The following is a 26,184-nucleotide window of genomic DNA, read 5'->3' on the forward strand; positions in this document are numbered from 1 at the left end:
TTGAAGATGTTAATGATATGTCAATCAATGGTTAATTAAAGCCCGCGCCAAAGCTTTGTTTCTTTTTTGCGCCACAGATCACGTGATACACATCCCCCGAGAAGCGTTAAGCCATTCTGATCTATCAGGTTAACGCTCTGGCGGCGCTGGAGAAGTCAGGCATCGCTTTTACGTTTTCATCCTGAATAAAAAGCGAGCAAACGCGCCGGATCAGTTTTTAATCGTTTCTGCATAGCTATGCGTAAATTCATCGAAGTAATACTTTTCATAACAGCAGGTTAGGGTTTTTCAGCTCTGGCAGCACTTTATGCTGCTTAGATGGTGAACTTTTAATCGGATCCGCCAGGGGTTGCATTTACCACAGTGAAAATGGTACTTATCTCGCCCCTGTTCTGCAGGTATCAACTCAGACCGCGTCTGAAAATGGGTATGGGAATCATCAGATTCTCATACGAGGCGCTGTTTCAAGACACCCTCTAATTTACCGGGCTTTTTGCTCGCTCCCTGTGTGTATTGTCTTCTGCACCTTCGCAGTAGAGAGAAACGGGTTTTGACTGAGGAAATTACACGTTATGAAAGGTTTTAAAATCAGCCTGGCCTGGCAGATTCTGACAGCCCTGGTGCTTGGCATCGTTGTGGGTGCTGTGTTGCATAATCAGCCAGACAATCGTGAATGGTTAGTCACCAACATTCTCAGCCCGGCAGGCGATATCTTTATTCATCTTATCAAGATGATTGTGGTACCGATTGTGATTTCATCCCTGATTGTCGGCATCGCTGGCGTGGGTGATGCAAAGAAGCTGGGACGCATCGGCGTCAAAACGATTCTCTACTTTGAAGTGATCACCACCATTGCCATTGTGGTCGGTATTACGCTGGCCAACGTATTTCAACCCGGCACCGGCATTGATATGTCAACGCTGGCAACGGTGGACATCTCTAAATATGAAGCGACAACGGCAGAGGTACAGGGCGGTCCGCACAGCCTGGTCACCACCATTCTGTCGCTGATCCCGCAGAATATTTTCGCCTCAATGGCGAAGGGCGACATGCTGCCGATTATCTTTTTCTCGGTGCTGTTTGGTTTAGGCCTGTCGTCACTGCCGTCAGAACAGCGCGATCCGCTGGTGAACCTGTTCCGTGGCATTTCTGAAGCGATGTTTAAAGTGACGCACATGATCATGCGCTATGCCCCGGTGGGTGTGTTTGCGCTGATTGCGGTGACGATTGCTAACTTCGGCTTTGCCTCGCTCTGGCCGCTGGCTAAGCTGGTGCTGCTGGTTTACGCGGCGATTCTGTTCTTCGCCTTTGTGGTGCTGGGCGGGGTGGCGCGCTTCTGCAAGCTGCGGATTACCACGCTGATGCGTATCCTGAAGGATGAGCTGATTCTCTCTTACTCTACTTCCAGCTCGGAAACGGTGCTGCCGCGTATCATGGAGAAGATGGAAGCCTACGGTGCGCCGAAAGCGATCACCAGCTTCGTGGTGCCGACCGGTTACTCGTTTAATCTGGATGGTTCAACGCTTTATCAGAGTATCGCGGCAATCTTTATTGCGCAGCTGTATGGCATTGACCTGTCGCTGACCGACGAGATTGTGCTGGTAATAACGCTGATGGTGACCTCGAAAGGTATCGCTGGCGTGCCAGGCGTCTCCTTCGTGGTGCTGCTGGCCACGCTGGGCAGCGTCGGCATTCCTCTGGAAGGTCTGGCGTTTATCGCCGGTGTTGACCGCATCATGGATATGGCGCGTACCGCGCTGAACGTGGTTGGTAATGCACTGGCGGTGCTGGTGATTGCCCGCTGGGAAAACCAGTTCGACGTCGAAAAGGCGAAAGAGTATGAGCTGGAGCTGCGGACACAGACCGCAAGCTGAACACGGCATTAACGTAAAAATGGGCTCAACGAAAGTTGGGCCTTTTTTTATGAGATTTTTCATGGCAGATATACAGGTTGACTAAAAATTAAAAGGTTATAATTTTATAACTAAAAGCCACGGTTATAGGACAGTGATATTGTAATTATGATTGATTATGGTTATATTTCGTTGCGGTGAGTTGACTGTGTTCTTTGACAACATGGAGTGTTGACGGATGGCAGAAATTAACTGGACGAAGAAGGCATTAAAACAGCTTTATGGGCTGCCTCAGAAAGAGGGCAACGCTATTGAAGATGCTGTAGAGGCGCTGGCTAAATGGCCGGATATTCCTCATCTGAAAGTCGAAAAGCTGACTGATGATAAACAGAAGCGAATGAAGCTGGTAGTAGGTCACTACCGCGTACTCTGGAAGATAGAGAAAGGTCAGCCAGTAGTGATAGATATACTTGAAGTCGTAAGAAGAACATCGACCACGTACAAAAAGCGCTAGCAGTGTGGTGGGAGCAATGTGCGTCATCAATAAGTTCTGTGCAGCCGGGTTTAGCGTTAAGCAGCACAGGCAGACGATCAGACAGTGTTGCCTGCCGTACCACTAAGGAGTGATTACCCATGAATGCTATACAGTTTCTGACGGACGAGCGCGGGAACCGCACTGGTGCTGTCATCCCTATAGAGCTGTTTAATAAGCTCATGGCTGAACGTCATTTAGATGATGTGTTTGAGTCTGTCCCTTATGAAGTGGGTCCAGACGATGATGAAACGATTCCTCACGATGTAATGAAAATCAGCCGACGGCAATCCGTTCCTTTGCATGTTGCCTGGCGTTTGCATCGTCACCTGTCACAGGAAGAGGTGGCGAATAAACTGGGCATCACGCAGGCTGGCGTGTCGAAGTTAGAGTCGAGAAAGAAACCTCAAAAACAAACGCTTGAGAAGCTGGCTGCTTTATATGGCTGCAGAACGTCACAACTTTATATTGATTAAATGGATGCGCTTTTAACCCGCGATTCGTGGGTTTTTATTGTCTTTTGGATGAGTGACATAGGATGGGAGGCGAGGTCTTTGCAGGGAAAACAGTGCTCCGTTCAGTCGGATACCAGCAGTGACTGCGTAAAGTCGTCGAAAACCCATCCCTGGGGCCTCGGCCGCCGGTTCACTCACCTCATCCATGAGGCTCGCCCGCAAGCGGGCCAACGCTTTGCATTGTTCAAAAACGCTCCCGACGTTTTTGAACAATGCGGCGGACGCTTAACTCCGTCAATGCTGGTATCCGCCTTCTCATCCACCTCGGGTACAGATTGTCAGAAGGACAAAAACCAGGAAAGGACATCTTACTCCAGCAGGCCTTTTTCAACGTTTATGTCCGACTCAAGCCTCTTTTCAAGCAGCCATAAAAAAGCCTGAGGGAAGAAAAGGTTCACCTGAAGAGTAAAGCGTCCCACGCCAGGGACGGCGTGGGCCGAGCGTCATGGATGAAGAATGCGTCTTTACGATCAGGTGAACCTTTTCTGACCGGCACCGGTCTCCCAGCGATTGCACTCACATGCACCGCACCCAGCCCGTGATACGCATCAATTAAGCATGTATCAATACTCGATTGCGCTTCCTCGCCGATCAGGTGAACCTATTCTGACCTGCGCCAGTCTCCCAGCGATTCCTCTCACATGCACCGCACCCAAGCCGGAATGCGGAGCGATTAAGCTCCCAATGCCCAATATCACTCAACCAATCTGATCCCCCGCAACATGACTCACCCCACATCCATCGAAAAAAGATCTCACCCAATGAATTAATCATTCGTTATGATAGTTAGTAATTTGAATAATTTATTCCTTTGCGGAGCCCGCCATGAAACTCGACCTCAGCCAGATGATCACCGAAGGCCGCAACCCGGCCAGCCAGAATATTGACGAACTCTCCACCGAAGCGATGCTGCACGTCATCAATGATGAAGATAAAAAGGTGGCGCTGGCGGTAGAGGCCATCGTGCCGCAGATTGCCGCCGCCGTTGACGCCATCTGCGCCGCATTCCAGGCCGGTGGACGACTGATCTATTGCGGCGCAGGCACCTCCGGTCGGCTGGGCATACTGGATGCCAGCGAATGCCCACCTACCTTTGGCACACCCCGCGAGCAGGTGATCGGCCTGATTGCAGGAGGTCATACCGCCATACTCCAGGCGGTAGAAAACGCGGAAGACAACCGGGAGCAGGGCGCGCAGGATCTGAAAGATATCCACTTCAGCCGCCACGATGTGCTGGTTGGCATCGCCGCCAGCGGTCGCACACCTTACGTACTGGGCGCGCTGGCATACGCGAACGAACTTGGCGCAACCACTGTATCGCTCACCTGTAATCCAGGCAGCGCCATGTCGCAGGTTGCCGCGATTGCGCTCACGCCGGTGGTCGGCCCCGAAGTGGTCACCGGATCTTCCCGTATGAAAGCGGGCACGGCGCAAAAACTGGTACTCAACATGCTCACTACCGGGTCGATGATCCGCAGCGGAAAAGTGTACGGCAACCTGATGGTCGATGTGGAAGCCACCAATCAAAAACTGGTGCAGCGTCAGGTTAACATCGTCATGCAGGCCACTGACTGTGATGACGCGACCGCCAGCGCCGCGCTCACCGCCTGTGGCGGACACTGCAAAACCGCCATCCTGATGGTACTGGCTGACCTGGCTGCCGATGAGGCGAAAGCGCTGCTCAGTCAGCATCAGGGCTTTATCCGTCAGGCTTTACAGGCAGCGGGAGCACGCTAATGGCCAGAATCACCGAGGCACTGTTGCGCGACATCCTGCAGGCGGTCGGTGGCGCGCAAAATATCGCGGCCTGTGGTCACTGCATGACGCGGCTCCGCCTGACGCTCAATCAGCCTGGAGTGAGTGATCTGGCAAGGTTAAAAAGCCTGCCGGGTGTCTTAGGGGTTATCGACAGCGAGGCACAGTTACAGATTGTGCTGGGACCTGGCAAGGCGCAAACCGCCGCCGAAGGGATGCAGAACCTGCTGGCTCAGGGTGATACCGCGCTGGCACCGCAGGGCCAAACAGCGGAACTAAGCCTGCTTGCGGCGCAGCAGAAGCAGCAGCTAAAGGCGAAACAGACCAGCGGCGTGCATCAGTTCCTGTCGCGCTTCGCCACCATCTTCACTCCGCTGATTCCGGGCTTTATCGGCGCGGGGCTGCTGCTGGGATTTGCCACGCTGATTGAACAGAGTCTCCACCTCAATGCACCCGGTGACCACGCGCCCTGGCTGCTGCATACCGTGGCGTACATGAAAGTCTTCGGTAAAGGGTTGTTCACCTTTCTCAGCATCCTGATTGGCTACAACGCGCAGAAAGCGTTTGGCGGCAGCGGCGTCAATGGCGCAATCATCGCCTCGCTGTTTGTGCTCGGCTATGTGCCCACGGCCACCACCGGCTACTACAGCGGCATGGAAAACTTCTTTGGCCTGGCGATCGACCCGCTCGGCAACATTATTGGCGTGCTGATGGCGGCGATTATCGGGGCGTGGATTGAAAAACAGCTGCGCAAAATCATTCCCGATAATCTCGATATGATCCTCACCTCGCTGTTTACGCTGGTGATCACCGGCGCCATCACTTATCTGTTGATCATGCCGCTGGGCGGCGAACTGTTTAAAGGGATGTCGTGGCTGTTTATCCATCTCAATAACAATCCCTTTGGCTGTGCGCTGCTGGCCGGGCTGTTCCTGATCGCGGTGATGTTCGGCATCCATCAGGGCTTTATTCCGGTCTACTTTGCGCTGATGGAAACCCAGGGTTTTAACTCGCTCTTCCCGATTCTGGCGATGGCGGGAGCAGGCCAGGTCGGCGCATCACTGGCATTGTGGTGCAAAGCAGAAAAAGGGGCGCTGCTGCGGGCGCAGATCAAAGGCGCTATCGTGCCGGGGCTGCTTGGCGTCGGTGAACCACTGATCTACGGCGTCACACTGCCGCGCCTCAAGCCCTTTATCACCGCCTGTGGCGGCGGTGCGCTGGGCGGGTTCTTTATCGGGCTGGTGGCGTGGCTGGGTTTGCCGGTTGGGATGAACACGGTATTCGGACCCTCCGGCCTGGTCACGCTGCCACTGATGACCTCCAGCCAGGGGATCTTCGCTGGCATGGCGGTCTATCTGGCTGGGCTGATGGTGGCCTGGATCGGCGGATTCCTGCTTACCTGGTGGTTTGGCACCCGTAATGTCGACCTCAGCTGACCCGCTGCCGGAATTCTCCAGTCCGGCTAACGGATGGATAATCAACCAAAAATGTGAAAGCCGCTACAAAGCGGCTTTATTATTGCCATTAATTTAACTTAAACGCTAAAGAGTAGGCAGAAGCATGCCGAAAACATAAAAAAAGGTAATCGTTATCTCTCAGCCCACAGTTTTCATGCCGACACTCAGACCGTCGCGTGCAGGACGTCGGGTCTCCAAGGACTTTTGATGCGTAACAACCAGCCTGTCTCTCAGCGTGAATATCTGTTCGACGATAATGCGACACTGATGTCGACCACCGATCTTAACAGCCACATCACCTACGCTAACGACGCGTTTATCGAGGCGAGCGGCTTCACCGCCGACGAGATCAACGGCCAGCCGCATAACATGGTGCGTCATCCCGATATGCCATCAGAAGCGTTTGCCGACATGTGGGCGACGCTGAAACAGGGTGAGCCCTGGACGGCACTGGTCAAGAATCGCCGTAAAAATGGCGATCACTACTGGGTGCGGGCCAACGCCATTCCGGTAGTCCGCGACGGTAAAGTGCAGGGCTACATGTCGGTGCGCACCAAACCCACGGCAGAGGAAGTGCGTCAGACTGAGGTGCTCTATCAGGATTTTCGTGAAGGCCGCGCCAGAGGGCGACGTTTTCACAAAGGCCTGCTGGTTCGCAGCGGCTGGCGTCGTCCCGCCTCAATCCTGAAGACGCTGCCCCTTCGCTGGCGGATCCGCACAACGCTGCTGACGTTACTGCCCCTCTCGGTGGCGGGCGTCTGGGCGCTGGGCATGACGCCCGCGGCACTGGCAGGCTTTACCGCGGGAATGGCTGCGCTGCTTCTGCTCTGCAGCCTGTGGCTGGAGCAGCAGATTTCACGCCCTATTGAGCGGATGTGCAAACAGGCGCTGAGTGTGGCAACCGGTGCCAGCCATAAAGTGGAGCAGATGGACCGCGTTGATGAGGTGGGTGTGACGCTGCGCGCCATCGGTCAGCTCGGCTTGATGTTCCGCTGGCTGGTGGATGATGTCAGCGGCCAGGCAATCAATGTGCTGAGCGCCAGCGACGCCATCGCCCGCAGCAACAACGAACTCAGCCGCCGTACCGAACAGGCGGCTGCCAACGTGCAGCAGACTGCGGCCACCATGAACGAAATGACCGCCACAGTGAAGAGCAACACTGAAACTGCGCATGAGGCGAATACCCTCTCAGCCGGCACCAGCCACGCTGCCAGCAAAGGCGGCGAGGTGATGACCGAAATGATGGGCATGATGGGCGAAATTGCCGACAGTTCAAAGCGGATTGCCAATATTACCAGCGTTATCGACGGGATTGCCTTCCAGACCAATATACTGGCTCTGAACGCCGCCGTGGAAGCGGCACGGGCCGGAGAGCAGGGCAAAGGCTTTGCGGTAGTGGCGGGAGAAGTGCGTAGCCTGGCGCAGCGCAGCGCCAAAGCCGCGAGCGAAATCAAAATGCTGGTTGAAACCAGCGCCAGCCGGGTCAACTCGGGCAATGAGCACGCCAGCGCGGCAGGCCGCACGATGCAGGATATCGTGTCGCAGGTGCAGAATGTCACCGCACTGATCGCCCAGATCAGCGCCGCCACGGCCGAACAGGCGACTGCGCTCAGCGAAGTCAGTTCAGCGGTGGAAGATCTTGATGATATCACCCACCAGAACGCCGCCCGCGTGACAGAAAGCGCCGAGGCTTCAGGTCGTATGACTCATCAGGCTAACCGTCTGGTCGAAGCGATCAGCGTCTTTCGTTAAGAGAAGAGATTAAGCGGCCCGGTTAAGAGGCCAGCGCCTGCGTGCCGTCGCGTCCGGCACGCAATGCGCCTGGTGACTGACCGACAATCCGTTTAAAGGCGCGACTGAATGCCGCAATCGAGCCGTAGCCGAGATGATAAGCCACGGCTTCCACCGCTTCACCGTTGTTCACAATCCGCTGCACCGCCAGCCGCATCCGCAACTCCGTCAGATAGCGCAGCGGCGTCATGCCGGTGGCATTGAGAAACCGTCCGGCAAACACTGAGCGCGAACAGCCTGCCACGCTGGCCAGCCGCGCCACCGTCCAGTTTTCGCCTGGCTCCCGATGCATCGCAGCAATCGCCTGACTCAGACGTGGATCGCGCATCGCCTGCACCAGCCCACTGCGCTCGCCGCAGCCGTTCTCTACCCAGCCGCGCACAATCAGCGCGGCAACCACGTCTGCCAGACGCGACAGAATTCCGGCGAATCCCGCCTGGCGGGTACGCGACTCCCGCTCCATCGCCGCCAGAATCGGCTGAATCTCCGGGTATTGCGACAGCAGGGTACTTACCAGCATCACATCGGGCATGGTGTTGATCAGCGGCTGCATGCCGCCGAGCTCAAACGCCATGCAGGCGCTGAACAGCAGCACGCTGTGCTCGTCATCACAGGCATCTTCCGGGGCTGCAATGGCGCAGACGCTGTCGCAGAGCGGCTTGCTCGCCATGTTCTTAATACACTGGCAGCTCGCCTCCTCACTGGAGATCAGGCTGTGGGGTTTACCGTGCGGCACCAGCAGCGCATCGCCGCTGTTGAGCTGAAACACCTCGCCGGAGGCGCTGCGCACCATCAGTGAGCCGCGTCCGACAAAGTGGAACTGCGCCCGGCCCGGCGCGTGCTCATAACGCAGCCCGAACGGCGCGCTCACTGCGATACGCTGATAGTTCACGCCATAGAGGCGCATCCCCATCAGCAGCTCACTGGTCAGATCTCCATAGTGGCTCATGTGATTCCAGACGAATTATCAAAAATGAAGGTGTAAGCATCATAGATCGTCCTGACACGGCGTTCTATGCTCACACTCACTTTTTTATCTTCCGGAGAAGCAGCATGAGTCTGACAACCGAAGTGGCTGATGAGGTTTCCTCGCCGACCCGTCCCGCGTGGGGCGCGGTATTTGCTATGGCATTTGGGGTGTTCAGCCTCATCACCGCCGAATTTTTACCCGTGAGTCTGTTGACGCCGATGGCCCACAGCCTGGGCGTATCAGAAGGGCAGGCGGGACAGACCGTCACCATCACCGCGCTGGTGGCGCTGTTTACCAGTCTGGTCACCGGCAGCGTCACGCGGCGCATCGACCGCCGCATCGTCATGCTGGTCTTTTCGCTGTTGCTGATCGCTTCGGCACTGATGGTGGCGTTTGCGGCTGACCTGACGGTGATCCTGCTGGCGCGGGTGCTGCTGGGTATGGCCATTGGCGGCTTCTGGACACTCTCAACCGCCATCACCATGCGTCTGGTTCCCACCGATCAGGTGCCGCGTGCGCTCTCTATCGTCTTCAGCGGTATCTCGCTGGCGACGATTATCGCTACGCCACTGGGCAGCTATCTAGGCGGACTGGTGGGGTGGCGCAACATCTTTATGTTGACTGCCGGACTGGGTGCGGTGGCGCTGCTGTGGCAGTTCTTTACCCTGCCCGCCATGCCAGCAGAGAACAAAGCCCGCAACGGCGGGGTGCTGGCACTGCTGCGAATTGGTGTGATGCGCTGGGGAATGCTGGCGGTAATCATGATGTTTACCGGTCACTTCGCCTTCTTTACCTATCTGCGTCCATTTCTGGAAAGTGTTGCGCAGCTCAACCTCAATCAGCTGTCGCTGGTGCTGCTGGCCTTTGGTGTGGCGAACTTCTTTGGCACCTCGCTGGCCGGTTTCCTGGTCACCCGCAGCGTATCACTGACTCTGAGTGGCATGGCGCTGTTGATGAGTGTCACCGCGCTGCTGCTGGTGAGCTTTGGCGATGTCAGCTGGATGGTAGGCGCAGGCGTGGCGATCTGGGGGATGGCGTTTGGTTCGATGCCAACCGGCTGGTCAACCTGGATTTCGCGCGCGGTGCCGGATGATGCGGAGTCGGGCGGAGGGTTACTGGTTGCCACCATCCAGCTGGCGATTACTGTCGGCGCGGCGGCGGGCGGCTGGATGTTTGACCTGCGCGGCGCAGGCGGTGTGTTTGTTGCCAGCGGAGTGCTGATGCTGCTGGCCGCGCTGACCATCTTCACCCGGGTACGACATCACGGTTAAATTCCCAAGGGCAGCAATATATGCTGCCTTTTTTAATGGGGGTAGATTATTAACCTTTTGAGTGATAACTGTGCGAAATGTGCCTTTTATCATCAATTTTACTGAACGAGTTAAGCAAAACCCTCCGCTTTTTACTGATCAACTTCCGGACTAATATATCTATCAACAAGGCAGCACGCCTTACCTGATAAAAATTAACCGAGGAATTGACCATGAAATCTATCAAAACTTTTGCATCTGTTATCGCGCTTTCTGTTCTGCCATTCGCCAGCTTCGCCCAATCTGTGACCGCCATCGACTCTACGCTGGATGGTGCTGAAGCGAAAATCGCTGCGCAGGCTCAGGAAGCTGGTGCTTCATATAAAATCACTGAAGCTTACACCAACAACGGCGTTCACATGACCGCTGAGCTGCTGAAATAAGTTAAGTTTTACCCTCTTGTGCTGACAGGACGCCTTTGGGCGTCCTGGCGGCGTTTATCCGCTAATAATCCTGTCCCTTTCCCCCCGAAATAATTATTATTCTCAAAAACAATTCTGCATCTGACTGCTGGTCAGCTGTTTCTGGTTGCAATGTCGGGCTTTCTTTTCACTGCGTTTGCAGTGGATTAACTATGGAGAAGTTATGAAAGCGATTACCAATACGTGCCGGACCCTGCGTCCGCTGTTACTGGCTACGGCCCTGTTCTCTGCCTCAGGATGGCTGGCGGTGCAGGCTGAAGATCTCAATCAGGCCGTGGGTAAAGGCGTCTATGAACTGGCAGTCAGCCCGAAAGATAATGCGCTGTTCGTGGCGACAGCGCAGAACAGCAGCGGTGACGGCGGCACCGTTTTCCGTCTCGACCCGGCTACGCTGGCGGTACAGCAGTCGATCAACACGGAGCTGAAATCTTTCGGCGCGGCGATCAACCCGCAAACCAACGTGCTCTATATCGGTAACACGGTTAACGGCTCGGTCACCGCCATTGATGCCAGCAGCGGCAAAGTACTCAACACGCTGGTGCTGGATAGCCGTAAGCGCAGTGAGACAGTGCGTCCATTGCAGCCGCGTCAGGTGGCGGTTGATGCTAAAACTAACCGGGTTTATATCACCGGGCTGGGACCGCAAAGCGTGGTCTGGGTGGTGGATGGCAGCACGCTGAAGCTTGTCAGTACCATCCCGAATACCGGTAAAATGGGCACCGGCCTGGCGGTAGATTCAGACGCGCAGAAGGTCTACGTCACCAACGGTGATGGCGAACTGGTGACCATCAATGCGCGCACCAATGCCATTGAGAAAAAGCAGAAGATTGACGGAGATAAAGAGCACTTCTTCCTGAACATCGCGCTGGATACGCGCGGTCAGCGCGCCTTCCTGACGGATTCAAAGCAGGCGCAGGTGCTGGTGGTTGATCTGCGTAATCAGCAGGTGATTCAGCGGATTGATGTGCCGGAATCGCTGGCGGTGCTGTTTAATGGTGAGCGCGATGAGCTTTATGTCACGCATCGTAAAGCGGGTGAAGTCAGCATCATCGATGCCAGCAGCTATAAGGTGAAGCGCACAGTGAAAACCCCGGCGTTGCCTAACAGTCTGGCACTCTCGGCAGACGGCAAGGTGCTTTATGTCAGCGTGAAACAGCCTGGCTCGCGTAAGGCGCCGCCAAAAAATCCTGACAGCGTGATGCGTATTGCACTGTAAGGCGTGACGTCCCGGACGCTGCTGTGTTGAAGCTGTTTAACATCCGGTCTTTGTAAACGAGAAAGCCACTCTGACGAGTGGCTTTTTTATTTAAACAGAATCGCTTTCGCCGTTTTGAGGGTTCAGATGCGAAAGGCCACTCTTTTTCCGGTCGGAAGCTCCACATCAAGACTGAGTTTTCCGCCCATTGCTTCGACATAGCGTTTCAGCGTGGCAACCTTAATCTCATTTCCGCGTTGCTCAATCTGAGCAACGGCAGGCTGACGCACGCCCATGGCCTCGGCGAGCGTCTTTTGTGATAACTGAAGCTCTTCGCGAATCATCTGAAGCCCGACTTCCAGAATCATTTCATCAGACATTTTTTTGATTCGCGCCTGACTCTCAGGGGAGAAGTCGGCGATAACATCATCCAGGGTTCTCATTAATTATTTCCCTTCTCCTGTTCAGCCAGCCAGGCTGAAAATTCATCGTCAGCGATGCGTATCATTCGGATATAAAAACGTTTGTCATGACTCTTATCTCCGGCACATAACACAATAGCCTGGCGGACAGGGTCAAATGCATAAAATGCCCGAATTGGCTTTCCTGAAAACTGTACGCGGAGTTCTTTCATATTCCTGTACTGCGAGCCCTTGAGAGTATCAGCATAAGGGCGAGGCAAATCAGGGCCGTATACTTTTAACTTTCCCGGATCCGCTAACATTTTTTCCTGCAGGGCTTCTTCCTGCTCACTTAGCCAGCTTTCAAAGCGCGGGCTCAGGAGTACGGTCCACATGACATACTTCCTTGTATATATTCCGTCATACAGGGTACAGATTATAAGCTACAGCTTATAAATTCAAGCCAGAGAACATGCATGACGGCTGATTTAAGCATTAAAAAAGCCCGCTTTCGCGGGCCAGGAGCAGCACATCTCTGCTGTTACAGGAGTCCTGCAGGTTCTTTGCGGGATGATCCGTGGCTGAGGAGAGTGGGGCGGCAATCGACCCGTGCCACCATCCTTAAGTAGTTACACCTCTTCCGACGCTTCGCGCATCATCTCATCGTGCGGAACATCATCCAGAATCTGTTCAAAGCTGCGCAGACGCTTATAGATCGACATCAGTTCGATCAGCGTCGACCAGGAGGCGATCAGATACTGGAACGAGCCGCGCACCTGATCAAACACGTTGGTGATCTGGTTGAGTAAGCCCAGCGTGATGGTGCCCGCCACAATAGATGGAAACAGCAGAAACAGACCAAACACGTTATCGACCTGCAGATAGAGAATGCGGGTGATGTTGAAGTAGAGATAGTGAAAGTAGAGACGGAAGTAGTTGACCCGCACCCGACTGAACAACTCCTGAACCGTCTGCGGTGTGGCGCGATCGGCATTGTCTTCGCCGTAGACCAGTTCTTTACGGTAGGCGGCTTCAACCCGCTGATTGCGGAACTCCAGCCCCGGCAGCTTGATCCCTACCAGCGCCAGCAAACCGGTACCAAACACTGACCAGAGCACAGCGGCAATCACCAGTGCGTAAGGAATATTACCGAGGATGGGAATATCTTTCACGTGATGGGAGAGCGCGACCAGCACCGGTAAAAACGCCACCAGCGTCATAATCGCCTGAATAAAACTGACACCCCAGTTTTCCAGCGTGGTCGCAAACCGCATGGTGTCTTCCTGCACACGCTGTGCGGCACCTTCGACATGACGCAGACGCTGCCAGTTGTGCATGTAGTAGTTATTCATGGCGCTACGCCAGCGGAAAACCCAGTGGCTGATAAAGAAGGAGTTAAGTACGCCAATCACCACTGCGATTAATGCGATGCCGAGAAAAGAGAAAACCTCATGGTAAAACTCCGCAATCTGCACCGATCCCGCTTTGGTTAACGCTTTCTGAATCAGATCATAAAACGGTCCATACCAGGCGTTAATGGCCACTCCGACCTGCACGCCAAACCAGGTAACAAAGATGATCAGCGCGGAGCCCCAGACTGACCAGCGTTGCCATGGATGCGCATCAATCAACCGCCAGGCCCCGGCAAAAATGGCTACCATGATCCAGTAATAGAGGTAGAACCAGAGCTGACTCACGGCGATAAAACGCGCTGCCGTCGTCGGCAGGGGCTGTTTCATTGCTGTTTCAAAGGTGGGCCAGATGCCGGGCAGATGCGCGGCAAAGCCGAACCAGGCAAAAATCGCTACTAAGCTCCAGACAGCCGCAGAGCTGAAAAACAGCGCTGGCCGCGGAAAAAAAGACTTAAACATAGGCACTCCGCTGTTGTGTGTTGCCTGTTATAACGTTTTTGACGGGTCGCTGTCTGTAGTCTGTTGTTTCTGCTAATGACAGGAGGGGGATAGATGTTAATGAAATTGTGCGGTTTTGTTTCCTGGAACTAAATCTTTGTGAATGGCAGTGTTACAATAGGTTGTTTGTTACCGGTAACAAACAGGCTCCTGGCCTGTATCTGCTGATAAAAACCATTACAACGCAACCACCTATTTTTTTCATACCGCCGGTCAGCGCGGGAATGAGGCAATGTCATGTCAGAACAAAAAAAGGGTCATTCACGCAGGGATTTTTTGCTGAAGACAATCACCCTGGCGCCTGCAATGGCGGTAGGTTCCACAGCGATGGGTGCACTCTCCCTGCCGCTGGCCACACAGGCGGCTGAAACCCCGGCCACGCCACAGCAGGCGCGCGACTACCAGCCGAACTGGTTCACCGCCGAAGAGTTTGCTTTTATTACCGCCGCCGTGGCACGGCTTATCCCCAGCGATGAACGCGGGCCTGGTGCGCTGGAAGCGGGCGTGCCTGAGTTTATCGATCGTCAGATGAATACGCCGTATGCCACGGGGTCGAACTGGTATATGCAGGGGCCGTTTAACCCCGACCTGCCGAAAGAGCTGGGCTATCAGCTGCCGCTGGTGCCACAGCAGATCTACCGCCTCGGTCTGGCCGATGCCGATAATTACAGCAAAAAGCAGCACGGCAAGGTGTTCGCCCAGCTCAGTGGCGAGCAGCAGGATGCCTTACTGCAGGCGATGGAAAGTGGCAGTGCTGAATTCAGCCAGCTGCCGGCAAAAGTCTTTTTTAGTTTCCTGTTGCAGAATACCCGTGAAGGCTTCTTCAGCGATCCTATACACGGCGGGAATCAGGGCATGGTCGGCTGGAAGCTGATTAACTTCCCTGGCGCACGCGCCGACTTTATGGACTGGGTAGAGCGCGGCGAACGTTATCCGTTCCCGTCAGTGTCGATTCGCGGGGAGAGAAGCTAAGCATGGCAAACGAAATGAAAAAAGTGGATGCGGTGATTGTCGGCTTCGGCTGGGCGGGTGCCATTATGGCGAAAGAGCTGACCGAAGCGGGCCTGAACGTGCTGGCGCTGGAGCGCGGACCGCATCGCGATACCTATCCTGATGGCTCCTATCCGCAATCCATTGATGAGCTGACCTATAACGTCCGCAAAAAGCTTTTCCAGGATCTCTCCAAAAGCACCGTGACCATTCGTCATGATGCGTCGCAGACCGCAGTGCCCTATCGTCAGCTGGCGGCGTTTCTGCCCGGCACCGGTACCGGTGGCGCGGGTCTTCACTGGTCCGGCGTCCATTTCCGTGTCGATCCGGTTGAGTTGCGGATGCGCAGCCATTACGAAGAGCGCTACGGCAAGAACTTCATTCCGGAAGGCATGACGATTCAGGATTTTGGCGTCAGCTACGATGAGCTGGAGCCGTTCTTCGACAAAGCGGAAAAGGTTTTTGGCACCTCAGGCAGCGCCTGGAGTATCAAAGGCAAAGTGGTCGGCAAAGATACAGGCGGCAACCCGTTTGCGCCCGATCGCTCAGATAACTTCCCGCTCCCCGCGCAGAAGCGCACTTACTCGGCGCAGCTGTTTGCTCAGGCGGCAGAGTCGGTCGGCTATCACCCTTACGATCTGCCATCCGCCAATACCTCGGGTCCGTATACCAACACCTACGGCGCACAGATGGGGCCGTGCAACTTCTGCGGTTATTGCAGCGGCTACGCCTGCTACATGTATTCCAAGGCGTCGCCTAACGTCAATATCCTGCCTGCGCTGCGTCAGGAGCCGAAGTTTGAGCTGCGCAATAACTCTTATGTGCTGCGGGTCAATCTCAGCGATGACAAAACGCGTGCGACCGGCGTGACCTATGTGGATGGGCAGGGCCGCGAGCAGATTCAGCCCGCTGACCTGGTGATCCTCTCCGCCTTCCAGTTCCACAATGTTCACCTGATGCTGCTGTCGGGCATCGGCAAACCCTACAACCCGATTACCAACGAAGGGACCGTGGGCCGCAACTTCGCCTATCAGAACCTCTCTACGCTGAAGGCGCTGTTTGATAAGAACACCACCACTAATCCGTTTATCGGTGCGGGTGGCGCAGGTGTTGCGGTTGATGATTTCAACGCGGATAACTTCGACCATGGGCCGCTGGGCTTTGTTGGTGGTTCGCCATTCTGGGTTAACCAGGCGGGCACCAAACCGATCTCCGGCCTGCCGGTGCCGGCGGGTACGCCCAACTGGGGCAGCAAATGGAAAGCGGCGGTGGCGGATACCTACACCCATCATCTGTCGATGGATGCGCACGGCGCCCATCAGTCTTATCGCGCCAACTATCTTGATCTCGATCCCAACTACAAAGATGCCTATGGACAGCCGCTGCTGCGCATGACCTTTGACTGGCAGGAGAACGACATCAAAATGGCGCAGTTCATGGTCGGTAAGATGCGCAATATCGCGGAAGCGATGAATCCGAAGATGATCATCGGCGGCGCGAAAAAGCCGGGCACCCATTTCGACTCCACGGTTTATCAGACTACCCATATCAGTGGCGGGGCGATCATGGGCGACGATCCAAAAACCAGTGCGGTTAACCGTTATCTGCAAAGCTGGGACGTGCCGAATGTGTTTGTACCGGGCGCATCAGCTTTCCCGCAGGGACTGGGCTACAACCCGACCGGCATGGTGGCGGCGCTGACCTACTGGTCAGCTAAAGCGATTCGCGAACACTACCTGAAAAACCCAGGCCCACTGGTGCAGGCATAAGGACATGGCGATGAAAAATGGCATTCTGGCTCTGATTCTTGGCTCCCTGACGTTCGCCGCCCTGGCGGAGAGCAGCCAGGACGATCTGGTTAAACGGGGTGAGTATCTGGCGCGAGCCGGTGACTGTGTGGCCTGCCACACCAGCAAAGGCGGCGCGGCGTTTGCCGGTGGTCTGCCGATGGCAACACCGATTGGCACCATCTATTCCACCAACATTACGCCCGATCCCGCGACTGGCATTGGCGAATACAGCTACGACGACTTCCAGAAAGCGGTGCGTCAGGGCGTGGCGAAAAATGGCGACACGCTCTATCCGGCGATGCCATATCCCTCTTACGCCGTGGTCAGCGATGAAGACATGAAGGCGCTTTACGCCTACTTCATGCATGGCGTCGCGCCGGTCGGGCAGCCAAACCGGGAGAGCGACATTCCCTGGCCGCTGTCGATGCGCTGGCCGCTGGCGATCTGGCGCGGGATTTTTGCGCCCGACGTGAAAGCGTTCCAGCCTGCAGCCCAGGAAGATCCGGTGCTGGCACGTGGTCGCTATCTGGTTGAAGGACTGGGTCACTGCGGGGCCTGTCACACGCCGCGCAGCATCACGATGCAGGAGAAGGCGCTGACCAATAATGAGGGCAGTGACTATCTGGCGGGCAGCAGCGCACCGATTGATGGCTGGACCGCCAGCAATCTGCGTGGCGACAACCGCGATGGACTGGGTCGCTGGAGCGAAGAGGACCTGCGTCAGTTCCTGCGTTATGGCCGCAACGATCAGACCGCCGCTTTTGGTGGCATGACCGATGTGGTGGAACACAGCCTGCAGCACCTGAGCGAGTCCGATATCACGGCGATTGCGCGCTATCTGAAGTCGCTGGGCGCGAAAGATCCCCATCAGGCAGCCTTCAGCGTCGATGACGCCACCGCCAAAGCGTTGTGGAAAGGTGACGACAGTGCGACGGGTGCAGCCACCTACGTCGACAGCTGTGCGGCGTGCCATAAAACCGATGGCAGCGGCTACAAACGTTTCTATCCGGCGCTGCGCGGTAATCCGGTGGTGCTGGCGGACGATCCGACCTCACTGATCCATATCGTGCTGGTGGGCGGACAGTTGCCTGGCGTTAATGGCGCGCCGTCGACGATTACCATGCCAGCATTTGGCTGGCGTCTTGACGATCAGCAGGTGGCGGACGTGGTGAACTTCGTGCGTAACAGCTGGGGCAACAAGGCGTCGGAGCCGGTCAGCGCGAAACAGGTCGCTGAGCTGCGTAAAGATGAGAAAGATCGGCTGGGCAGTGCAGATATCCGGGTACTGGAAGGCAAATAATCGGCAGTAAAAAAGGCCGTCATCATCAGGATGACGGCCTTTTCTTTTAGATATTCTCCAGATCGATACCGCGCGTTTTCGGCCCGTAAATCCCTACCGACAGCATCACCATTACCATGCTCAGCACGATAAAGGTAATCACGCCTGGCGTACCGGCGTACTGCAGGATCACCCCAATCAAAATACTGCTGAATACCGTAGAGAGGCGGCTGAATGAGTAGCAGAAGCCGACCGCCCGCGCCCGAATATGGGTCGGGAAAATCTCGGTCTGATAGGCGTGGAAGCTGAAGGTCAGCCAGGCGTTGGACCAGGTGATCAGGAAGCCGCAGAGAATCAGCAACACCGGCTGCGTCTGGAAGGCGAACAGTGTACCGAACACCACCGTCATCAACGACGACAGGACGATCTGCCACTTATTTTCCAGCTTATCGGCGTAGCGGCTACAGATCAGCGATCCCAGCGGATAGGCCAGCGTGATGAAGAAGGCATAAAGCAAACTGTGCGTCACCGTGGCACCGTTTCCTGACAGCAGCGCAGGCAGCCAGTTACCAAAGCCGAAAAAGCCGATCGCCTGGAAAAAGTTCATCACCACCAGCATCAGGGTGCGCTTGCGGTAAGCGGGTGACCAGATCTCGCTGAAACGCCCCCGTTTTGGCAGCTGCGCCGCGGCGTCATCGGCTGAAAAAGCGGGTCCGGCCGGGATGCCGCAGCGTTGCTCCATCGTGGACAGCACCTGATGCGCCTCCTGATGACGACCCTGCTGCGCCAGCCAGCGCGCCGACTCCGGCAGGTTTCTGCGCACCAGCCAGATCACCAGCGAGCAGATCGCGCCCGCAATGACTACCCAGCGCCAGCCTTCAAGGCTGAACAGCGTTTGCGGAATCAGCCACCACGACATCAGCGCCACGGCCGGCACCGATAAAAACTGCACGAAAAAGGAGAAGGCAAAGGCGCGGCTGCGCAGATGGGTCGGCACCCATTCCGACAGATAGGTGTCGATGGTCACCAGCTCGACGCCCAACCCGATCCCTACCAGAAAGCGGAACAGAATAATCATCTCCGCGCTCTGCTGGAACGCCATCAGCAGCGAAAACAGCCCGTACCACAGCAGCGCACACATAAAGGTGAGACGGCGACCAAAGCGGTCAGCATAGGGCGCCAGCAGGCTGGCACCGAAAAACAGACCGAGAAAAGTGGCCGAGGCGAAGGCCGCCTGATCGGAGAAGCCCAGCACGCCTGCCGCACCCGTGTGAAATACGCCCGCCGACAGCAGGCCGGTACTGATATAGCCGGTTTCAAACAGGTCATAAAGCTCAAAAAAGCCGCCCAGCGCCAGCAGCGTAATAAAACGCCACAATCCGGCGGAGGAGGGCAGCGCATCAACCCGAGCGGCTAAGCTGTTACGGGCCGCCGATGAAGCGTGCATCGGCGGCAGGCTGGTGGTGGAGGTGGTCATGTCAGCGTGAACCTCAGGCAGTGTGGAGACGACTCGCAGCCGGTCGGAGGCTTATTAAAATAGTTAACCGTTAGCAAGCGAAGAAATAGCAGAATAGTCAATTCATCCGCCGTTGCCGAGAGGGTCGTTGCTGACTATTTAGCAACGTACGTTGCAGGTTTTGCCATCCGTGGCACTGTGCTTTAAGGCATTTTCGGCCAGGGAGCCAAAAAATCATGTGGGTTTCGGGTGCTATCTCTTTCGGGTCACGCAGCAACAGGCCAGGCTGGCTGCAGAAATAGTGCATGTTCGACTACTGACCTTCCCGATTCACTCTTCTCATAGCCATACCTGGGGTGTACTATGTACTCTCCAGGGAATGGAGGAACAGCCAGTGAGTCAGGCGATTGAGTTTATTGAGACCCCGATGTTTACCCGGTAAATAAAGCAGATCTCCACAGATGAAGAGCTCCGGGAACTTCATAAGGCGCTTATTGAGTCACCGGAAAAAGGCGATCTCATTCAGAAAACCGGCGGGCTGCGTAAAATCAGGATGGCGACAGGTAATCAGGGCAAAAGCGGCAGCGCAAGGGTGATTTACTTCCTGGCCACCGCTGAGGTGATCTACCTGGTGATGGCCTACCCAAAGAGTATTAAAGAGAGTCTCACGAACGCGGAAAAAGCTGAGCTAAAGAAGCTGACACAATTACTGAAAGATGAGGAGTAACGTGAGTTTTTTTGACGAGCTGAAAGCATCGCTGGAAGAGGCTGTGGAGATCAAAAACGGTGTCAGGGAGCCCGGTCGTGTTACCCGTTACGCGGTTGCCGACGTGAAGGCTATCCGGGCACAGCTTAACGTCTCACAGAGCGAGATGGCGACGGCATTGGGAACCAGCCTGGATACCATAAAGAGCTGGGAAGCCGGACGGCGTAACCCGACCGGGCTGGCAGCTAAAGTACTGGTCACTATCCAGAAAAACCCGGAATTTTTTAAGGAGCTGGCGGCGCAATGAGTCGTTGTTCCCTGCACGCCGTTTAACAAAAAATAAAACGTGCCACCGATGAAACATTCATCGGTGGCACTGTGCTTTAAGGCAGTTTTGGCCAGACGCCTGGCCCGATCGGCAGACCCAGCAGATACCACACCAGCAGCAGCGCTATCCAGCTGATAAAGAACACCAGCGGATAGGGGAAGATCAGCACGTAATAGGTGCCGAGCTGCGCATCTTTCTGGTAACGCTGCAAAAAGGCGAGAAACAATGGCAGAAACGGCGACATCGGTGCCAGTGGCAGCACGGCGGAGTCGGCGATGCGGAAAATCATCTGGGCAAAGGCGGGATGGAAGCCGAGCAGCATAAACATCGGCACAAAGACCGGCGCCAGAATCGACCAGATGGCTGAGCCGCTGGCGATAAACATGCAAAGAAACGCCGACAGGAACATCAGGCCGAGAAAAGCGGGCGCGCCGCTGACGCCTGCGCTCTCCAGCACATCAGTCAGCCCGATCGCCATGAATTTGCCCATGTTGCTCCAGTTGAAAAACGCCACGAACTGCGACAGCGGAAACACCATCACGATAAAACCCGCCATGCCCTTCATCGGATCGACCAGCAACTGCGGTATATCATCCGGACGGCGGATCTGTCGGGTGACCACGCCATAAGCAATCGCCACCACAAAGAAAAACAGAATGATGATTGGCACGATGCCCTGAATAAAAGGCGAGGGAATAATGGCGCCGGTAGCGGGATTGCGCAGCGGTGCATTTTCCGGCACCACCAGCAGTGCCATCAGGGCGATAAACAGCAGCGCGGCGATCCCGGCAGCCCGCAGACCGCGGTTTTCAAGCGGCGTCAGCGCCGCCAGCTTCTCGCCGTTGCCCTGCCACTTTGGCAGTCGCGGCTCGACAAATTTATCGGTCAGCAGCGCGCCCACAATTGTCAGCACAATCACCGACGTGGCCATAAAGAACCAGTTATCGATGACGCTGACATGCACCGTGTCGCTGACCGCTTTAGCCGCTTCAGTGCTGATGCCCGAGAGCAGCACATCGGTGGTGACAATCAGCAGGTTGGCGGTAAAGCCGGAGGCCACACCGGCAATGGCGGCCAGCAGGCCCGCCACCGGATGACGGCCCACCGCCAGAAAGATCAGTGCGCCTAGCGGCGGCATCACTACCAGCGCGGCATCCGAGGAGATATGGCTGAAAAAGGCGATAAACAGCACCATGTAGCTGGCATAACGGCGGCTGACGCGTGACGCCATCTTCACCATCAGCGACTGGAGCAGGCCGACCTTTTCCGCCAGTCCGGCACCAATCACCAGCGCCAGAATCGATCCCAGCGGGGTAAAGCTGCTGAAATTTTTGATGATATTTGGCAGGATCCACTGAATGCCTGCGACGCTCAGCAGGTTATTCACCCGCACGATTTCGCCGTTGCTCGGGTTCTTCACCGCCAGATCCAGCGCGCTGATAATGGCGGTCGCCACCATCAGCACCACGATCAGATAGACAAACAGTAAAAACGGGTTGGGGACTTTATTCCCCACGCGCTCGATCCAGCTGAAGAGCCGGCCAGGACTGCGGTTCTCGGATGTTGCTTCCATGGTATTGGTTCTCGTCTTATGTCCCTTTTATCGGCGGTAGCAAGGCCTGACGCCGGTCGCGTTGTGCGACAGGCGGTGAGTTCAGTTCCGGCACCGCTGAATCAGGGAAGTGTTTGCAATATTTTTTTATAGTGGTCCGTGTCAGAGACACGGCCGTTGGCTCATTCGGCCAGTTTTGTTGGTGTGATCCCCGCCGGGATCGGGCAGTGATAGGGCTGCGCGGCGCGTACCCGGTCAAACTCGGCCCGGCAGCCAGCCAGCGCCTGCCGATCCGTTAACAGCGTTAACACCGTGGCCGCCATCACTTTGCCCGCCAGAAACATCCCCTTATGCCCGATACTGGTGCGTCCCTGCGCCACCAGTTGCCAGGTGTGCAGCGGCGTGCCGAAGGTAAAGCAGGGCGCAAAACACTGTGCAGTCGGCGTCACCCAACTGACATCGCCGACGTCGGTGGAGCCATAAAGCAGCTCACGCGTGACCGCATAGGGCGCGACCTCATCCATAAACAGCTTGTCGCCCAGTTGTTCAGCCCAGGCGTGACCGGCTTCACCACCGGTTCGGGCGGCATTGAGCCGGGCATTGCGCAGATCGTCATCAGTGAGCGTGGCACGCAGTTCAGCCGCAAACGCGCGCTCTTCGTCGCTGTAGTCGGGCAAACCAAACTGATGCAAATAACGCTCCATGACCGCTTCCAGCGCGCGATTCGGCACATAATCCGAGCAGGCTTTGTCAAAACGTACGGTCAGCGTGGTGTCGGTCATCAGCGCTGCGCCCCTGGCGATATTGATCACCCGTTCATAAATCGCCTGCGCCTGTGGCAGCTCCGGGGCGCGGATCAGGTAGAGCACCTCCGCATCGGCCTGCACCACGTTCGGCGATACACCGCCGCTGTTGGTGATGGCGTAGTGCAGACGCGCCTCCTGGACGATATGCTCGCGCAGAAAGTTGGCCCCGGTATTCATCAGCGTGACGGCATCCAGGGCGCTTCGGCCAAGATGGGGAGAATTGGCCGCGTGCGCCGCAACCCCTTTGAAGCTGAACGCCGCCTGAATATTGGCGAGGGTGCGCAGATTGAACATGCCGCTGAACCCCTCCGGATGCCAGGTCACGGCGGCATCAACGTCGTCAAACAGCCCTTCGCGCACCATAAACGTCTTGCCTGAACCGCCTTCTTCGCCAGGGCAGCCATAAAAGCGAACTGTGCCGCCCGTGTGATGCTGTTCCATCCAGGCTTTCACGGCGCAGGCCGCCGCAACGCCCGCCGTGCCGAGCAGGTTGTGGCCGCAGCCGTGTCCGTTGCCGTTGGCTTCCAGCGGTTGCGGCCGGGCGCAGCCCGCCTGCTGGCTCAGACCCGCCAGCGCATCGAACTCGCCAAGAATGGCAATCACCGGCTTGCCGCTGCCCGCACTGGCGATAAACGCCGTATCGATGCCACCCACGCCGCGTTCCACTCTGAATCCCTCTTCTGCCAGCGCATCAGAAAGCAGGGCTGACGAGCGGGTTTCGGCAAAGCGGGTCTCCGGCGTGTCCCAGATGGCATCGCTGAGCGTGCTGAAACGAAGCTGATGGCGATCGATATAGTCGGTAATAAAGTCTTCCATCATCGTGAGCCCCCATACTGCGCCTGATTCAGCGCCAGCGTCGCCAGCAGCGTGATGGCGTCCGGCATCACCCGCTCATCGAAGTCGAATCTCGCATTGTGGTGACCCGCCGCCAGCTCACAGCCAAAAATGACGTAAGAGGCCTGACCGCCGCGCTGCTTTACCCGTTCCATCATGCAGGTCGCATCTTCCGAACCTGCCGCCTGCGCTTTACGATCGACCACGGAGTCGAAGATACCGAGCGCGTCCGCCTGCTGATGGATGAAATCAACCCATGGCTGCGTCGGGGTACAGCTGCGCGCGGCCCCCATCAGCAAGACCTGCTGCTCAACGCCATACATCGCCGCCGCACCGGCAATCACCCGCAGCGCCTGCTGATAAATATCGTCATTAACCTGATTGGTCACGCCACGGGTTTCGACTTTCAGCAGGGCGCAGTCGGGTACCACGTTGCGGCCGGTTCCCGCCTGCAGCACGCCCACGTTGACCCGTGCCACGCCGCCGCTGTGCTGGGTTAAACCATGCAGCGCCAGCGTTGCCTGTGCGGCGGCCAGCAGGGCATTGCGCCCCTCTTCCGGGCGACCGCCCGCATGGGCACCGACGCCGGTAAAGTGAACATCCAGCTTGGTAGTGGCGAGGAAGCTGTCGCTGCCGCACACCACTTCGCCTGCCGGTACGCCGGTGCCGATATGAATCGCGGTGAAGCGATCAACGTCATCGACCACGCCCGCCGCCACCATCGCTTTTGCGCCGCGCACACCCTCTTCGGCGGGCTGGAAGATCAGTTTAATCGTACCGCTGAGCTGATCTTTCATCGCCATCAGCACCGAGGCGAGACCCAGCCCGATGGTGGTGTGGCCGTCATGTCCGCAGGCGTGCATCATGCCTGCGTTGCAGGAGGCGAACCCTTCACGCTGCGGCAGATGATCGTCAGCCTGGCTCTCGTTGAGATCCAGGGCATCCATATCGACGCGGAAGCCCATCACCGGGCCCGGACGGCCGGTCTCGAGCGTTGCCACGATGCCGCAGAATCCGCCGGAGAAGTGGCTGATCCACTGCGGCAGCGCGCCCTGTTGCAGCGCGCGCGCTTCCTGCTGCTTCAGCACCGCCTCGTCGGGCAAGCCCATCCGCGCGTCGGCGTCGATGACCTCACGGCCCAGCTTCAGTTGATAACCGAGCTTATGCAGCTCTTCAGCGACTAAGGTGGCGGTACGGAACTCCAGCCAGCCCGATTCGGCATAGTGATGGAAGTCGCGACGCCACTGTTGCAGCTGTGGCAGCCGGGCGCTGACGTGGTCTGAAAGGGGGTTCATCGGCTCTCTCCTCGTTGTTGATTTTTTATGCACTGTTCCGAATCTACACAATGGTATTGACCGGCATAAGATGCGAATATCTTGTGACTGATAAACAACGGTTATCGCAAAATTATGTCTGCCAATCTCAAGCTCCATCAGCTGCGCGCCTTCGTTGACGTGGCGCGACAGGGCAGTATCCGGGCGGCAAGCCGTCTTTCCGGGCTGTCACAACCGGCGTTAACCAAAGCGATTCAGGAACTGGAGCGCGAACTGGGGGCAAAGCTGTTTATCCGCCGTCAGCAGGGCGTAGTGTTAACCGATATCGGTGATAACTTTTTTCGGCATGCCAGCCTGGTGCTGGCAGAGCTGCGGGTCGCCGAAGAGGATATTCAGCAGCGGCTGGGACTGGGTGGTGGTCAGGTGAATATCGGCGTCGGTGGCAGCGTGGCGCGCACCATTATGCCGCAGGTGATTAACCAGTTTCATCGCGAATACCCGCTGGTGAAGGTGCGCATCGTCGAAGGCCAGCTGGTGTCGATGGTGCATGAACTGCGCCAGGGGGCGCTCGATTTCACCATTAATACCTACGATCAGAGCCATCTCGATCAGGAGCTGATGTATGAGCGGATGATGGAGCGCGAGTACAAGGTGGTGGTGCGCAAAGGCCATCCGCTGGAAAAGGCGCGTTCTCTGGCGGAGTTACAGCAGGCGGACTGGACGATGCCAACGCCCAAAGGCAGTTACTACCGCTTGTTGCACGATCTGTTTGGCGAGCGCGGCATGGCCCCGAAAATCGTGGTGACCTGTGAAACCTTTATGGCCTGCACCAGCCTGGTGGCGCAAAGCGATTTCATCAGTATTCTGTCGGTCGACGTCATTGACGACCCGATTCTGGGTCGGTCGCTGGTGGCGCTGATGCTCGACGAACCCCTGCCGAAAGCGATTTTCTATCTGATCCAGCGCAAAGACACGACGCTGACCCCAATGAGCAGTTATATGGCACAACTCTTTCGCCGTTATTGCCAGTAAAATCAGTGAGTAAAGTCGATCGTCTA

23 protein-coding genes are annotated in these 26,184 nt (G+C 56.5%); 15 read left to right on the plus strand and 8 right to left on the minus strand.

Translation table 11 applies throughout. The annotated features are described in order from the left end of the window. Window positions 1–572: 572 nt before the first annotated feature. The 6 genes from gltP (at window position 573) to FOV68_RS14930 (ending at window position 7,864) form a co-directional block, all read left to right on the plus strand. The gene (gltP, locus tag FOV68_RS14900; protein WP_010252141.1) at window positions 573–1,874 is read left to right on the plus strand and encodes a glutamate/aspartate:proton symporter GltP; all 1,302 of its coding nucleotides are present in this window, start codon (window positions 573–575) and stop codon (window positions 1,872–1,874) included. A 217-nt stretch (window positions 1,875–2,091) separates the two neighbouring features. Further along, entirely contained in the window at window positions 2,092–2,367 is a 276-nt protein-coding gene (locus tag FOV68_RS14905) for a type II toxin-antitoxin system RelE/ParE family toxin (RefSeq protein WP_064704975.1), read from the plus strand. A gap of 119 nt (window positions 2,368–2,486) precedes the next feature. After that, complete coding sequence (locus FOV68_RS14910; RefSeq protein ID WP_033780420.1) at window positions 2,487–2,861, plus strand: helix-turn-helix domain-containing protein; 375 nt, start codon at window positions 2,487–2,489, stop codon at window positions 2,859–2,861. Window positions 2,862–3,725: 864 nt separating this feature from the next. Next, complete coding sequence (gene murQ, locus FOV68_RS14920) at window positions 3,726–4,637, plus strand: N-acetylmuramic acid 6-phosphate etherase (RefSeq protein ID WP_031591757.1); 912 nt, start codon at window positions 3,726–3,728, stop codon at window positions 4,635–4,637. After that, a complete protein-coding gene (gene murP, locus FOV68_RS14925; protein ID WP_143991132.1) occupies window positions 4,637–6,091 on the plus strand; it encodes a PTS N-acetylmuramic acid transporter subunit IIBC in 1,455 nt (484 codons plus the stop codon). The genes murQ and murP overlap by 1 nt, the downstream gene beginning before the upstream one ends. A gap of 228 nt (window positions 6,092–6,319) precedes the next feature. Continuing rightward, window positions 6,320–7,864, plus strand: coding sequence for a PAS domain-containing methyl-accepting chemotaxis protein (locus FOV68_RS14930; RefSeq protein ID WP_010252127.1), 1,545 nt, complete (start codon window positions 6,320–6,322; stop codon window positions 7,862–7,864). A 22-nt stretch (window positions 7,865–7,886) separates the two neighbouring features. On the opposite strand, the gene FOV68_RS14935 is transcribed toward FOV68_RS14930, so the two are convergent. Beyond that, window positions 7,887–8,852 carry an AraC family transcriptional regulator gene (locus tag FOV68_RS14935; RefSeq protein ID WP_064704971.1) on the minus strand — a complete coding sequence of 322 codons (966 nt, stop codon included), beginning with the start codon at window positions 8,850–8,852 and terminating at the stop codon, window positions 7,887–7,889. Window positions 8,853–8,956: 104 nt separating this feature from the next. Here FOV68_RS14935 and FOV68_RS14940 point away from each other — a divergent pair, with 104 nt between their 5' ends. The 3 genes from FOV68_RS14940 (at window position 8,957) to FOV68_RS14950 (ending at window position 11,821) form a co-directional block, all read left to right on the plus strand. Next, window positions 8,957–10,144: an MFS transporter gene (locus FOV68_RS14940; protein ID WP_010252123.1), complete on the plus strand. Its 1,188-nt coding sequence runs from the start codon at window positions 8,957–8,959 to the stop codon at window positions 10,142–10,144. 212 nt (window positions 10,145–10,356) lie between these two features. Beyond that, window positions 10,357–10,566 (plus strand): DUF1471 domain-containing protein, encoded by a 210-nt coding sequence (locus FOV68_RS14945; protein WP_143991133.1) that lies wholly within the window; start codon window positions 10,357–10,359, stop codon window positions 10,564–10,566. Window positions 10,567–10,768: 202 nt separating this feature from the next. Beyond that, window positions 10,769–11,821, plus strand: a complete 1,053-nt coding sequence (locus FOV68_RS14950) for a YncE family protein (RefSeq protein WP_061901847.1) — start codon at window positions 10,769–10,771, stop codon at window positions 11,819–11,821. Window positions 11,822–11,943: 122 nt separating this feature from the next. Here FOV68_RS14950 and FOV68_RS14955 read toward each other — a convergent pair whose 3' ends face one another. The 3 genes from FOV68_RS14955 to sbmA all read right to left on the minus strand — a co-directional run bounded on the left by FOV68_RS14955 (window position 11,944) and on the right by sbmA (window position 14,072). Further along, window positions 11,944–12,243 (minus strand): helix-turn-helix domain-containing protein, encoded by a 300-nt coding sequence (locus FOV68_RS14955; protein ID WP_010252120.1) that lies wholly within the window; start codon window positions 12,241–12,243, stop codon window positions 11,944–11,946. Beyond that, on the minus strand, window positions 12,243–12,596 hold the full coding sequence (locus FOV68_RS14960; RefSeq protein WP_143991134.1) for a type II toxin-antitoxin system RelE/ParE family toxin: 354 nt from the start codon (window positions 12,594–12,596) through the stop codon (window positions 12,243–12,245). The genes FOV68_RS14955 and FOV68_RS14960 overlap by 1 nt, the downstream gene beginning before the upstream one ends. A 234-nt stretch (window positions 12,597–12,830) precedes the next feature. Next, window positions 12,831–14,072: a peptide antibiotic transporter SbmA gene (sbmA, locus tag FOV68_RS14965; protein ID WP_010672044.1), complete on the minus strand. Its 1,242-nt coding sequence runs from the start codon at window positions 14,070–14,072 to the stop codon at window positions 12,831–12,833. A gap of 276 nt (window positions 14,073–14,348) precedes the next feature. Here sbmA and FOV68_RS14970 point away from each other — a divergent pair, with 276 nt between their 5' ends. From FOV68_RS14970 to FOV68_RS14980, 3 genes are read left to right on the plus strand one after another with little or no spacing between them, the layout of a single operon-like run. Further along, on the plus strand, window positions 14,349–15,083 hold the full coding sequence (locus FOV68_RS14970) for a gluconate 2-dehydrogenase subunit 3 family protein (RefSeq protein WP_033787533.1): 735 nt from the start codon (window positions 14,349–14,351) through the stop codon (window positions 15,081–15,083). Between the two features lie 2 nt (window positions 15,084–15,085). Continuing rightward, on the plus strand, window positions 15,086–16,870 hold the full coding sequence (locus tag FOV68_RS14975) for a GMC family oxidoreductase (protein WP_010252112.1): 1,785 nt from the start codon (window positions 15,086–15,088) through the stop codon (window positions 16,868–16,870). A gap of 10 nt (window positions 16,871–16,880) precedes the next feature. Continuing rightward, window positions 16,881–18,191: a cytochrome c gene (locus tag FOV68_RS14980; RefSeq protein WP_033780611.1), complete on the plus strand. Its 1,311-nt coding sequence runs from the start codon at window positions 16,881–16,883 to the stop codon at window positions 18,189–18,191. 46 nt (window positions 18,192–18,237) lie between these two features. Here FOV68_RS14980 and FOV68_RS14985 read toward each other — a convergent pair whose 3' ends face one another. Further along, window positions 18,238–19,647 (minus strand): MFS transporter, encoded by a 1,410-nt coding sequence (locus FOV68_RS14985; protein ID WP_143991135.1) that lies wholly within the window; start codon window positions 19,645–19,647, stop codon window positions 18,238–18,240. A 421-nt stretch (window positions 19,648–20,068) separates the two neighbouring features. Between FOV68_RS14985 and FOV68_RS14990 the strand changes: the two genes are divergently transcribed. Next, the gene (locus FOV68_RS14990; RefSeq protein WP_255473705.1) at window positions 20,069–20,353 is read left to right on the plus strand and encodes a type II toxin-antitoxin system RelE/ParE family toxin; all 285 of its coding nucleotides are present in this window, start codon (window positions 20,069–20,071) and stop codon (window positions 20,351–20,353) included. 1 nt (window position 20,354) lies between these two features. Then, window positions 20,355–20,639 (plus strand): NadS family protein, encoded by a 285-nt coding sequence (gene nadS, locus FOV68_RS14995; RefSeq protein ID WP_031594167.1) that lies wholly within the window; start codon window positions 20,355–20,357, stop codon window positions 20,637–20,639. Window positions 20,640–20,715: 76 nt separating this feature from the next. Here nadS and abgT read toward each other — a convergent pair whose 3' ends face one another. From abgT to FOV68_RS15010, 3 genes are all read right to left on the minus strand, one after another. Continuing rightward, a complete protein-coding gene (gene abgT, locus FOV68_RS15000; RefSeq protein WP_010252101.1) occupies window positions 20,716–22,233 on the minus strand; it encodes a p-aminobenzoyl-glutamate transporter in 1,518 nt (505 codons plus the stop codon). A 161-nt stretch (window positions 22,234–22,394) separates the two neighbouring features. Continuing rightward, entirely contained in the window at window positions 22,395–23,837 is a 1,443-nt protein-coding gene (locus tag FOV68_RS15005) for a M20 family metallopeptidase (RefSeq protein WP_137228226.1), read from the minus strand. Continuing rightward, window positions 23,834–25,147 carry a M20 family metallo-hydrolase gene (locus FOV68_RS15010; RefSeq protein WP_143991136.1) on the minus strand — a complete coding sequence of 438 codons (1,314 nt, stop codon included), beginning with the start codon at window positions 25,145–25,147 and terminating at the stop codon, window positions 23,834–23,836. Before FOV68_RS15010 ends, FOV68_RS15005 begins: the two co-directional genes overlap by 4 nt. Window positions 25,148–25,261: 114 nt before the next feature. On the opposite strand from FOV68_RS15010, the gene FOV68_RS15015 reads away from it, so the two are divergent. Then, window positions 25,262–26,158, plus strand: coding sequence for a LysR family transcriptional regulator (locus FOV68_RS15015; protein ID WP_031594163.1), 897 nt, complete (start codon window positions 25,262–25,264; stop codon window positions 26,156–26,158). Window positions 26,159–26,184 lie beyond the last annotated feature (26 nt).

It is taken from the genome of Pantoea sp. paga, from assembly GCF_007558755.1.
GTDB lineage: Bacteria > Pseudomonadota > Gammaproteobacteria > Enterobacterales > Enterobacteriaceae > Pantoea > Pantoea agglomerans.

Excerpts from the sequence above, each read along its gene's own strand:
- FOV68_RS15010 (WP_143991136.1), bottom strand. The coding sequence starts at position 25,147 with ATGAACCCCCTTTCAGACCACGTCAGCGCCCGGCTGCCACAGCTGCAA.
- FOV68_RS14930 (WP_010252127.1), top strand. The coding sequence starts at position 6,320 with ATGCGTAACAACCAGCCTGTCTCTCAGCGTGAATATCTGTTCGACGAT.
- FOV68_RS14980 (WP_033780611.1), top strand. The coding sequence starts at position 16,881 with ATGAAAAATGGCATTCTGGCTCTGATTCTTGGCTCCCTGACGTTCGCC.
- FOV68_RS14905 (WP_064704975.1), top strand. The coding sequence starts at position 2,092 with ATGGCAGAAATTAACTGGACGAAGAAGGCATTAAAACAGCTTTATGGG.
- FOV68_RS14945 (WP_143991133.1), top strand. The coding sequence starts at position 10,357 with ATGAAATCTATCAAAACTTTTGCATCTGTTATCGCGCTTTCTGTTCTG.
- FOV68_RS14910 (WP_033780420.1), top strand. The coding sequence starts at position 2,487 with ATGAATGCTATACAGTTTCTGACGGACGAGCGCGGGAACCGCACTGGT.
- FOV68_RS15005 (WP_137228226.1), bottom strand. The coding sequence starts at position 23,837 with ATGATGGAAGACTTTATTACCGACTATATCGATCGCCATCAGCTTCGT.
- FOV68_RS14955 (WP_010252120.1), bottom strand. The coding sequence starts at position 12,243 with ATGAGAACCCTGGATGATGTTATCGCCGACTTCTCCCCTGAGAGTCAG.
- FOV68_RS14970 (WP_033787533.1), top strand. The coding sequence starts at position 14,349 with ATGTCAGAACAAAAAAAGGGTCATTCACGCAGGGATTTTTTGCTGAAG.
- FOV68_RS14960 (WP_143991134.1), bottom strand. The coding sequence starts at position 12,596 with ATGTGGACCGTACTCCTGAGCCCGCGCTTTGAAAGCTGGCTAAGTGAG.
- FOV68_RS14975 (WP_010252112.1), top strand. The coding sequence starts at position 15,086 with ATGGCAAACGAAATGAAAAAAGTGGATGCGGTGATTGTCGGCTTCGGC.
- murQ (WP_031591757.1), top strand. The coding sequence starts at position 3,726 with ATGAAACTCGACCTCAGCCAGATGATCACCGAAGGCCGCAACCCGGCC.
- FOV68_RS14935 (WP_064704971.1), bottom strand. The coding sequence starts at position 8,852 with ATGAGCCACTATGGAGATCTGACCAGTGAGCTGCTGATGGGGATGCGC.
- FOV68_RS14940 (WP_010252123.1), top strand. The coding sequence starts at position 8,957 with ATGAGTCTGACAACCGAAGTGGCTGATGAGGTTTCCTCGCCGACCCGT.
- gltP (WP_010252141.1), top strand. The coding sequence starts at position 573 with ATGAAAGGTTTTAAAATCAGCCTGGCCTGGCAGATTCTGACAGCCCTG.
- FOV68_RS14950 (WP_061901847.1), top strand. The coding sequence starts at position 10,769 with ATGAAAGCGATTACCAATACGTGCCGGACCCTGCGTCCGCTGTTACTG.
- murP (WP_143991132.1), top strand. The coding sequence starts at position 4,637 with ATGGCCAGAATCACCGAGGCACTGTTGCGCGACATCCTGCAGGCGGTC.
- FOV68_RS15015 (WP_031594163.1), top strand. The coding sequence starts at position 25,262 with ATGTCTGCCAATCTCAAGCTCCATCAGCTGCGCGCCTTCGTTGACGTG.
- FOV68_RS14985 (WP_143991135.1), bottom strand. The coding sequence starts at position 19,647 with ATGACCACCTCCACCACCAGCCTGCCGCCGATGCACGCTTCATCGGCG.
- sbmA (WP_010672044.1), bottom strand. The coding sequence starts at position 14,072 with ATGTTTAAGTCTTTTTTTCCGCGGCCAGCGCTGTTTTTCAGCTCTGCG.
- abgT (WP_010252101.1), bottom strand. The coding sequence starts at position 22,233 with ATGGAAGCAACATCCGAGAACCGCAGTCCTGGCCGGCTCTTCAGCTGG.